General features: G+C 45.1%; 11 protein-coding genes. 5 read left to right on the forward strand and 6 right to left on the reverse strand.

The window, feature by feature from the left end; translation table 11 throughout:
• The first annotated feature begins 76 nt into the window (after positions 1–76).
• The 4 genes from Q7V21_RS04340 (at position 77) to Q7V21_RS04355 (ending at position 4,623) form a co-directional block, all read left to right on the forward strand.
• Positions 77–685, forward strand: coding sequence for a cytochrome c (locus Q7V21_RS04340; RefSeq protein ID WP_304916106.1), 609 nt, complete (start codon positions 77–79; stop codon positions 683–685).
• Between the two features lie 75 nt (positions 686–760).
• Positions 761–2,767, forward strand: coding sequence for a cytochrome c biogenesis protein ResB (locus tag Q7V21_RS04345; RefSeq protein ID WP_304916107.1), 2,007 nt, complete (start codon positions 761–763; stop codon positions 2,765–2,767).
• Positions 2,768–2,810: 43 nt separating this feature from the next.
• Entirely contained in the window at positions 2,811–3,959 is a 1,149-nt protein-coding gene (ccsB, locus tag Q7V21_RS04350) for a c-type cytochrome biogenesis protein CcsB (RefSeq protein WP_304916108.1), read from the forward strand.
• Between the two features lie 22 nt (positions 3,960–3,981).
• The gene (locus Q7V21_RS04355) at positions 3,982–4,623 is read left to right on the forward strand and encodes a thiol:disulfide interchange protein DsbA/DsbL (RefSeq protein WP_304916109.1); all 642 of its coding nucleotides are present in this window, start codon (positions 3,982–3,984) and stop codon (positions 4,621–4,623) included.
• 59 nt (positions 4,624–4,682) lie between these two features.
• Here Q7V21_RS04355 and mltF read toward each other — a convergent pair whose 3' ends face one another.
• The 3 genes from mltF to waaA all read right to left on the reverse strand — a co-directional run bounded on the left by mltF (position 4,683) and on the right by waaA (position 7,843).
• Positions 4,683–6,107: a membrane-bound lytic murein transglycosylase MltF gene (mltF, locus tag Q7V21_RS04360; RefSeq protein ID WP_304916110.1), complete on the reverse strand. Its 1,425-nt coding sequence runs from the start codon at positions 6,105–6,107 to the stop codon at positions 4,683–4,685.
• Positions 6,108–6,183: 76 nt separating this feature from the next.
• Positions 6,184–6,633, reverse strand: a complete 450-nt coding sequence (gene tadA, locus Q7V21_RS04365) for a tRNA adenosine(34) deaminase TadA (protein ID WP_304916111.1) — start codon at positions 6,631–6,633, stop codon at positions 6,184–6,186.
• Positions 6,620–7,843 carry a lipid IV(A) 3-deoxy-D-manno-octulosonic acid transferase gene (gene waaA, locus Q7V21_RS04370; RefSeq protein WP_304916112.1) on the reverse strand — a complete coding sequence of 408 codons (1,224 nt, stop codon included), beginning with the start codon at positions 7,841–7,843 and terminating at the stop codon, positions 6,620–6,622. The genes tadA and waaA overlap by 14 nt, the downstream gene beginning before the upstream one ends.
• 135 nt (positions 7,844–7,978) lie before the next feature.
• Between waaA and lpxL the strand changes: the two genes are divergently transcribed.
• Complete coding sequence (lpxL, locus tag Q7V21_RS04375) at positions 7,979–8,887, forward strand: LpxL/LpxP family Kdo(2)-lipid IV(A) lauroyl/palmitoleoyl acyltransferase (RefSeq protein ID WP_304916113.1); 909 nt, start codon at positions 7,979–7,981, stop codon at positions 8,885–8,887.
• A gap of 1 nt (position 8,888) precedes the next feature.
• On the opposite strand, the gene Q7V21_RS04380 is transcribed toward lpxL, so the two are convergent.
• From Q7V21_RS04380 to rplM, 3 genes are all read right to left on the reverse strand, one after another.
• Complete coding sequence (locus Q7V21_RS04380; protein ID WP_304916114.1) at positions 8,889–9,374, reverse strand: acyloxyacyl hydrolase; 486 nt, start codon at positions 9,372–9,374, stop codon at positions 8,889–8,891.
• 121 nt (positions 9,375–9,495) lie between these two features.
• The gene (gene rpsI, locus Q7V21_RS04385; RefSeq protein WP_014705972.1) at positions 9,496–9,885 is read right to left on the reverse strand and encodes a 30S ribosomal protein S9; all 390 of its coding nucleotides are present in this window, start codon (positions 9,883–9,885) and stop codon (positions 9,496–9,498) included.
• A gap of 12 nt (positions 9,886–9,897) precedes the next feature.
• Entirely contained in the window at positions 9,898–10,326 is a 429-nt protein-coding gene (rplM, locus tag Q7V21_RS04390) for a 50S ribosomal protein L13 (protein ID WP_014705973.1), read from the reverse strand.
• Positions 10,327–10,381 lie beyond the last annotated feature (55 nt).

Below are 10,381 nucleotides of genomic sequence, written 5' to 3' on the forward strand. Positions count from 1 at the left end.
TCCAGGTGCAAAAAAGTGCCAATAAGAGTAGCATACCGGAAGTTTTGTATCCGAAAGTTAGTGTCTAGGAATTACAATGAAAAAAATTATTTCAGCGGTGGTGCTGGGTTTGGGAGTAACGAGTTCGCCACTTGGTTTAGCTGCAGGTGATGTCTCAGCCGGAAGGGCTAAATCAGCTGTCTGTGCGGCCTGTCATGGTGCCGACGGCAACAGTCCATCAGACATGTATCCTAAACTGGCTGGACAACATGCCAGCTATCTCTATAAACAATTGGTTGAATTCAAGAGCGGTAAGCGTGAAAACGCCATCATGGCGCCCATGGTTGCCGGTTTATCTGAAGAAGATATGGCTGATTTAGCGGCATTTTATGCCAGTAAAGAAGCGACACCTGGCGCGGTAAGTGAAGACTTGTTAGAGCTTGGCAAACAAATTTATCGTGGTGGTAACAGCGAGTCCGGTGTACCAGCCTGTATGGCTTGTCATGGACCAAATGGCAACGGCATGCCAGCGGCGAAATGGCCGAAACTATCTGCTCAATATCGTGCCTATACAGAAGCGCAATTACACGCTTTTGCTAATGGGGAACGTCATAACGATCCTAATGGAATGATGCGTGATATTGCTTCTAAAATGACAGAAGAAGAGATCAAAGCGGTTGCCGCTTATGTATCCGGTCTGCATTAATTGCTGATAATTACTCCGGTGACAATGATCTGAATTGCACCGGAGTAAAAAATCAGCCCATGTTTGAGCAATTTCATGTCTGACTCCACCAAAAAAGGTCCATCTAGCCTGAGTTTTACCCGCCGTTTATTTCTGTTTATCGGCTCGATGGAATTGGCGATTACCTTATTACTGACGTTGGCCATTGCCTCAGTTATCGGTACCGTTCTGCAGCAAAATCAACCTTATGCTGACTATGTCATCAAATTCGGACCTTACTGGTTTGATGTGTTTGATAAGTTAGGGTTATACGACGTCTATAGTGCTTTGTGGTTTATCGCCATTCTGGCGTTACTGGTTATTTCCACATCAGTCTGTGTTATCCGCCACTTTCCCGCCATGGTCAAAGAGATGTGGCAACTGCGCACCAATGTGCAGAAAAAATCATTAAAAGCTATGCATCACAATGCACAATGGCAATCAAACGACAATCTGCAAACCGTTGCCAATAATCTGCAACAAGCATTCAAAAACCTCGGTTTTCGCAGCCGCCAAACCGTCAAACAAGAAGATGCCATCTTGATTTCGGCGATGCGTGGTGGGATGAATCGTCTTGGGTATTTATTCACGCATATTGCCATTGTAGTGATTTGTGTTGGTGGCCTGTTTGACAGCAATATGCCGCTTAAGCTTGCAGAATGGCGCGGTGACATCAAAATTGAGACGCGTGATCTTTCGATTCGTGATATTCCAGCGGAAAGTCGGCTGGGAGAGGGGAATCAGGGGTTTAGAGGATCTGTCAGTATTCCGGAAGGTAAAGCATCTGAAGTAGTTTTTTTACCAGTTCGTGATGGTTATTTGTTGCAAGCCTTGCCCTTCCGTATTGAAGTTAAAGATTTCCGAATTGAACATTATCCAAACGGTCAGCCAAAATCGTTTGAATCCGATTTAGTGATCCACGATGATGAATTGGATGCTCCGATGGAAGCCACTATCGCGGTCAATCACCCATTGATTTATCGTGGACACGCAATTTACCAAGCCAGTTTCAGTGATGGTGGTTCATTATTAACTCTGGATGCCTGGCCATTGGATAGTCGAGCCGGAACGGAACCTGTTTCCATTCAAACCAAAGTATTTGAAAATCGTCAAATGCTGTGGGGTGAAGAATCCATGCAGCTGGAAATGATTGATTTCCGCCCGTTCAATATCAACCCGGATCCTACTGAGGAAGATTCACGTAACGTACGTGATTTTGGACCTAATTTTACTTTCAAGTTACGTACTCAGACTGGCGAAGCCAGGGAATATGAAAACTATATGTTTCCTGTCGAGCGTGATGGCCGTGAATACTTTTTAAGTGGTGTGCGTAATAGCCCGGCAGAGTCATTTGCTTATCTTTATTTACCGGTTGATGAAGAGGGCAGCCTGCATCGCTTCCTGCAATATTCAGCCATGTTACGTGATGAACAATTGGTCTCCAGCATTGCCAACTCAATGATGATTGAAGCACTAGCCATGCTGCCTGAGCGAGATGAAGCGCTGGAAAAAAGTTTGCAGCAGACCCTGGAAACACTTATCAAAATGTTTGTTCGTGGTGGTTTTGATGAAGTCAGGGATTTTATTGATAATAATCTCCCTGATGCTGAGCGCGATAATTTAGCGCCTGCTTATTTAGGCATGTTACGAGAAATGCTGGCACGGATTTATTTCAGCATGGACGGAATTGATGCTGAAACGGTTAGCAATCAGCAATTACTGTTTTTACAGGATACGGTCGATACCATCGGTACTTTGTCACGTTATGGTTCACCGGTATTTTTACATTTGACAGATTTTGAACATATCCAATCTACCGGGCTGCAAATTGCAAAAGCGCCCGGCAAAAATGTGGTGTATTTCGGCTGTGCCTTGTTGGTTATCGGCATTTTTTTACTGTTCTATCTTCCGCAAAGACGGTTCTGGGCGTGGCTGGAACAAGAGGGCAGCCAAACCAACATTATTCTGGCTGGTTCCACTAATCGTAATGCACGAGAATTTGATACATTTTTCAACGAGCAACAAATACAGTTGGCGGCTAAAACGGGGAACTCCGACCTCTAGTCAGGTTCTTAAATGAAAGCGCAATAATGAGTATGAGAAACCAATGACAACAAATACTGAAATAATGACAAAACCGGCTGCACATACGTGGTGGTGGTACGGCATTTTATTGCTGGCATCCATTGGTATTTTGACGATTTACCAAGAAGTGCTGGATGTTTATGAAGTTTCCATTTTGATTTTTACTGCTGTCAGCATGGCGCTGGTAGGTAATCATTGGCCTGGTTTTCGTGGTCACGCTATTGCTGTTGCGATTTTAAGTTTAATGGCTTTACAGCTGTATGGCACCGATCTGGGTGCCGCTGAAACCAACGGTATTCTCAAATACATGCTTGCCAGTCAATCTGCAATTATGTGGATGAGTGTGTTTTTTATTGCAGCAACCTTCACCTATTTTGGTGGTTTGATTTTCCGTTCCAGTTATACCGAAAAAGTGGGCAGCGCCTTTACCTGGATCGCAACCACATTCGGTATGACAGGTTTGATGGTGCGTTGGCGTGAAACCCATATGATGGGTGCGGATATTGGCTATATTCCGGTCAGCAACTTATATGAAGTATTTATCCTGTTTGCCGTTGTAACGGCGCTGATTTATCTGTTTTACGAACGCCGTTATCAGGTCCGTAGTTTGGGTGGTTTTGTTTTATTGGTTATCTCTGCTGCAGTGATTTTCCAACTCTGGTATGCCTTTGAACGTAATGCCCACGAAATTCAGCCATTAGTACCGGCATTGCAAAGTTATTGGATGAAAATTCATGTACCGGCAAACTTTATCGGTTACGGTGCGTTTGCGATGGCCGCGATGATTGGTATCGCTTATTTGCTGGTCAGCTGGCGAGCTAACAAGAATCCAGACAGCGGTTTAGTGAAGGCCATGCCGCCGCTAACCATGATGGATGATTTAATGTATAAAAGCATAGCCTTGGGTTTTGCCTTTTTCACAGTGGCTACCATTCTCGGTGCTTTGTGGGCGGCAGAGGCCTGGGGTGGCTACTGGTCATGGGATCCAAAAGAAACCTGGGCATTGATCGTCTGGTTAAACTACGCTGCCTGGCTGCATATGCGTATGACTAAAGGCTGGAATGGAGTGCCAATGGCTTGGTGGGCAATTGTCGGACTGTTCGTGACCTTATTTGCCTTTCTCGGTGTCAATATGTTTCTGTCCGGACTACATTCTTACGGCAGTTTGTAATTAAAATTTTAAGGATATTTAAATGACAAGATCACTTCGTGCTTTGTTACTGACCACTGCGGCTTTGCTGTTGCCTTTATCTGTGTCAGCGGATTCAGCAAATTACAAAGAAGGTGAGCACTATGAGCCCACCTCTCAGCGTATGGCAAAAAACACTTCCAGTGAACAGATTGAAGTCATGGAATTATTCTCTTATTCCTGCCCGCATTGCTTTACCTTAGATTCACAAATTATGCAGTGGAAAGAAACCTTGCCTGAGAATGTTAAATTTACTCAGGTGCCAGCTATTTTCCGTGATAGCTGGTTGCAACTGGCCAGAGTATTTTATGCCGCTCAAGTGACTGGTGATTTAGACAAACTGCACAAAGCATTGTTTAATGCCATCCATATTGATAAACGTCGCCTGGACACTGAAGAACGGTTATTGGATTTTGTCGCAGAGCAGGGAATTGATAGAGAAAAATTTGCTGAAACGATGAATTCATTCACCGTCAAAACCAATGTCAAAAAAGCGCTAGTGATCAGTCAAACGGCAGGTGTGAGTGGTGTACCGTCAATCATTGTTGATGGACGATATCATACCGATGCTCCTAAAGCGGGCAGTATGACCGAAATGTTAAAAGTGGTTGAACATCTGATTGAAAAAGTTGAAGCTGAAAAATAAAGCAGTTTTGTAATTTAAAAAGGTCGGTTATACAAAATAACCGGCCTTTTTTTTGCCTTTTATAAGGCTGCCGGGAGTGTTTGATTAAGCTCCGCTGGCGGTGGGAGCGAGTTTCGATTTACTTCATCGTGGTGTAACAAAATATCGTAATAGCGCCGGATATTACCAACAAAACGGACTGGTTCTCCACCACGGGCGTAACCATAACGAGTCTGACTAAACCACTGTTGTTTTGCCAGTAATGGCAAGTTTTCCCGAACATCGGACCAGCGATCCGGGTTACCACCATTTTTTTCGGTAAGTATTCTGGCATCCTCCAGATGACCTAGGCCAATGTTGTAAGCCGCCAGAGCCAGCCACGTTCGATCAGGTTCAGCAATGCGCTCAGGTAAACGGTTCTTAATAATGGTCAGATAGGCGGTGCCTGCAATGATACTTTGCTGCGGATCTTCCCGGTCAGTGACGCCCATTTCATTAGCAGTGGCCTGGGTAAGCATCATTAACCCCCGAACGCCGGTACTGGAGACCGCTTCTGGATTCCAGTGTGATTCCTGATAGGCCATTGCTGCCAGTAATCTCCAATCATAACCGTAGGCTAATGCGGCAGCTTTAAAGGTGGATTCATATTGTGGTAGATGAGTTTGGATGCGTCGATGAATGGCGCGTGAATCAACATAATCAAAGCGTCGAATGTGGCCAAAGTACGTTTCAATGAGCTGATCCAGATAGCCCGAGCTTTCGATTTCCTCAAAAAAAGCATTTACCGCCAGTTGTAAACTCATATCTTCACTACGCCGCATTCCCCAGGCCAGTGGTTGAGGATCGGACACATCAAAGGCGACGCGCAATTCAGGATATAGGCTATGACTGGCAGCCATCTCATTAGAATCAACAATGGTGTAATCAATTAATTCAAGTTGAACCAGCTGTAACAAGCCACTGGTATCGATGGATTGATTTTCGGTCCAGGAAAGCAGGGGAATTTCTTGTTGTAATATGCCGAGCTGTTCAGCATGGCTGCTATTGGCAACGATTTCTAACTGACCACTGTTAATTTCGGTGATATCGCGAGGTTTATGGTTGCCGTGACGGTAAATAAGCTGTTGAGTGACTTCGTGATAAATTGGACCGAAGCGTAATCTGTTTTGTCTTGCCCGGGTGATGGTTAAACCGGCCGCAGCGATATCCGCCTGACCGTTCTCAATCATATCGAGTGTTTTACTAAGGGTAGTTGGAACGGTTACTTTGAGTTCAACCCCAAGATAATCAGCAAAAGCCTGTGCCAGATCGAATTCAAATCCTGCGAGTTGACCAGAATTACTGTAATAACTGGTCAAACCATAACGGCTGACCACACGAAGCTCGCCGCGCTCCAGAATCTGTTCAAGCTGATTGCTGGGGGTGTTGCAAGCACTTAATACGCAGAGCATGAGAATGAGAAAAAATAGCTTTTTCAAAACATCACTACAGTCAGCAGGGCACAAAATTATGCTACATAAGTAGTGCTTTGCCCACCTTAATTTCCCCAAACTTACTATCAAATATTGGGAAATGTGATGCCTATCGCTTAGATCGAAAGAAAGATTTTAAGATGGCACTGCTTTCGTCAGCTAACAGTCCGCTTTCACATTTAACGTGGTGATTCAGCCGTGAGGTATTGAATATGTCAAAACAACTGCCAGCAGCCCCGGTTTTAGGCTCAGTTGCAGCAAATACAACGCGTTCGATACGGGCATGCACAATTGCTCCTGCACACATGATGCAGGGTTCCAACGTGATATACATTGTGGCATTCGGCAGTCGATAGTTCTGTTGCTGTAAACAAGCTGCACGTAAGGCAACAATTTCGGCATGTGCGGTTGGATCCTGCTGGCTGATGGGTTGATTCCAACCGGCTCCGATGATCTGATCATCTAATACAATGACTGCTCCAACAGGTACCTCACCATGCTGTTCAGCTTGTTGCGCCAGCAGCAGGGCCTGACGCATCCAATATTCATCGTCTAACATGACTGATATGGATATCAATAAGGTTGAGCAGACGTTGGCTGGCTCCCTTACTTTGTTCAATTAATTGCCTGCCAGCATCGCCCATTTCAGCGCGATGTTGTGGAGCGTTTAATAAATCAATCACCGCATCCGCTAGTTGCTCCGGGTTTTTGACTTCAATGGCTGCATTATGCTCAAGAAACTGTTTGGTCACTTCGAGAAAATTAAAGTAATGCGGACCTGTAATAACCGGTCTGGACAGGGCTGCCGGTTCTAATAGATTGTGACCACCATGAGCAACCAGACTACCTCCGACAAAAGCGACATCAGCGGTGCCGTAGAAAATGGACAGCTCACCCATGGTGTCGACAACCATGGCCTGAACCTGGCTGTTACAGGGCTTACCTTCACTTCTGCGCAGCGTATTCAATCCTGCACGACGACATAATGCGGCTACCCGGTCAAAACGTTCTGGATGGCGGGGTACAATAATCAACAGTAAATCACGAAACTGACTGCGAATTTTGCGGGCCGCATCAATGATTTGTTCTTCTTCACCTTCATGAGTGCTTGCAGCGATAAATACAGGACGGTTACCCCATAAGGCCCGAATAGACTCAGCGCGTTCAATGGCGCTGGCTGGTAAGGTTATTTCATATTTCAGATTTCCAACCACATGCACTTTTTCTTTGGATGCACCTAATTGCAGGAATCGTTCACGATCGCTATGAGTTTGAGTCGCAATCAATGGCAAGCTCTGGAGCATTTGTCGGGATAGCTGGCTAAATTTTTGGTAGCCACGTGCACTTCGGGCAGAAAGTCTCGCATTCGCAATAACTATCGGTATGGACTGTTTTGCGCACTGCATAATCAGATTAGGCCAAAGCTCTGTTTCCATAATGATGCCAAACTGAGGTCGCATAGCCTTTAAGAAGCGTTTAACAGCAAACGGTAAATCATATGGTAAGTAGACATGCAGTACCTTCTCAGCAAACAGCGTTTTAACGCGCGCGCTACCAGTCGGTGTCATTGTAGTTATGAGAATTTTGTGGGCAGGATAACGTTGCTGTAATCCTTCAACCAATGGCCGGCAGGCTTCAGCTTCGCCTACCGATACAGCGTGAACCCAGATGAGTTTTTGTTCGGACTTTCGCGGCGCAATAAACCCGAAACGTTCATTCCAACGCTTAAAGTAATCCGGAGCCTTAAGCCCTCGCCAGATTAATCTCATCACGATAAGTGGCGTAGCAAGATAGAATAAAATTGAGTAAAAAACTTTCAAATTGGTCTCACTGCAGGGAGTTTTTAAAGCTTAAATCGAGTTGGGATGATAGCATAGACGCTGTTTTGTATTGTTAATGCACCGATGAAAATTCTTAGTAAAAAATTCCTTCACCCTCGCTTCTGGCCTAATTGGCTGGGCTTGTTACTCATGCGGCTTTCGGTCTATTTGCCTAAATCTTTGCAACTATTCGCCGGACGTTGCTTGGGGCGTTTGATGCGATTATTCATGAAAGATCGTGAACGGGTTGCCAGACGAAATCTTGAATTATGTTTTCCAGATATGAGTCAGCTAGAACGCGAAAAATTACTCAGTGAAAATATGTTAACCATGGGCGTGATGCCCATTGAAACGGCTGTCAGTTGGTGGGCCAGCGATAAAAGTCTTGAAAAGCGCGTCGAATATCATGGACTTGAACATATTCAAAATGCACTAGCGAAAGGTAAAGGTGTGCTGTTACTGACTGGGCACTTTACCAGTATGGAGTTAGGCGGTCGGCTGATCATGCTGAAACAACCTTGTTATGTGATGTTTCGCGAGCTGAAAAGCCCGCTATTCAATGCCGTTATGTTGCAGCAACGTAAACGCCATAGCGAGGGCATCGTGTTGCAGGCGGATATGCGTGGCATGTTACGGGCATTAAAAAAGAATAAAGTCGTATGGTATGCGCCGGATCAGGATTTTGGGCGCAGAACCAGTGTGTTTGCAAAGTTTTTTGGTATTAATGCGGCAACTATACCCGCTACGGCACGACTGGCCAAAATGAGTGGGGCAGCGATTGTGCCTTATGTGCCAAGACGTCTAGCCAATGGCAACTACTCAATCTACATTGGGCCAGCCTGGGAAAATTATCCTACCGATAACGAGATTGCTGATGCACAAAGAGTCAATGATTGGGTGGAAGCTGAAATAAAAAAATCGCCGGCGCAATATTTCTGGGTGCATCGGCGATTTAAAACGCAGCCTGAAGGCAAGGGTTTATTTTATAAGTAACTCAGCGATTAAACGGTGAAAAACTGTAGCTCAGGATCAATGATTCGGAGCCTGGATTGTTTTTAGCCAGGTTAGCATTAGACATGTGATAAAGCGTTAATGCCAAACGCGATCCTGGGGCCACCCGGTAACCGATTTCAATGCCAGAACGAAATAAAAAACCACTGCCTAGATCCTGACCATCTCCATCTTCATAGCCAACTACGGCGAGTTGAGGGGTTAAAATCCATTTCTCTCCGAGGTTGATATCATATCGACCTCCAGCATAAGCCCAATACCCACCGTCGGTATTTGCGCTAACACCGATGGCAGGAATGATGTTGAAAAATGATTCCTGTGATGCAAAACGATATTCAATGCCTAGCTCCAGCGAGCTGTCTTCAAAAACTTCAAAACTACCTGCGGAAATAGCGAGTTCTGGAGATTGTGCCTGAACGGAAAAGCAAGTCAGTAATCCTAAAAGTCCAATAATGCCCGGTTTTCTCATTTATATTATCCTTTTTAATCTAGCAAAATCAGTTTATTAGATAACATGATTCAAGCGGTTTGTGAAGTTTTAAACAAAAAAAACCACCCGAAGGTGGTTTTTTTGTTCTGAAAACGTTGTATTAACGTTTTGAGAATTGTGGTTTCTTACGTGCTTTATGCAGACCAATCTTCTTACGTTCAACGGCACGAGCATCACGAGTGATGAATCCGGCGCTACGTAAGTCAGTTTTCAGTTCGCTGTTGTATTCAACTAATGCGCGACTGATACCATGACGAATCGCACCAGCCTGGCCATTGTTACCACCGCCGCGAACGGTGATTTTCAAGTCAACTTTATCAAGCATTTCAACTAATTCAAGTGGCTGACGAACAACCATGCGAGAAGTTTCACGACCGAAGTAATCTTCAAGGCTGCGAGTGTTGATAGTAATGTTGCCGCTGCCTGGCTTCATGAATACACGAGCGGTTGAGCTTTTGCGGCGGCCTGTAGCGTAGTAAGAATCTGCCATGACGATATCCGATTAAATTTCCAGCATTTTAGGTTGTTGAGCAGCGTGTGGATGTTCAGTACCAGCATAAACTTTCAGTTTGCTGAACATAGCACGGCCCAGAGGATTTTTAGGCAACATGCCTTTCACTGCTGTCTGGATAACACGCTCAGGCGCTTTGTCCAGTTGTTTTTCCAGCGAGATAGATTTGATACCACCGATGTGACCTGTGTGGTGATAGTAAATTTTATCTTTCATTTTGTTACCGGAAACACGCAGTTTCTCAGCGTTAACAACAACAATGTAATCGCCGGTGTCAACGTGAGGTGTGTAGATAGCTTTGTGTTTGCCGCGCAGACGGCGAGCGATTTCTGTCGCCATACGGCCCAGAGTTTTGCCATCGGCATCAATTACGAACCAGTCGCGACGAACTTCTGCTGGTTTTGCACTTAAGGTTTTCATTCCGCGGGGTGCTCCTGAAAATATACGCATGCGGTCAAATAAAGAGGGAGAATGT

It is taken from the genome of Methylophaga sp., from assembly GCF_030651745.1.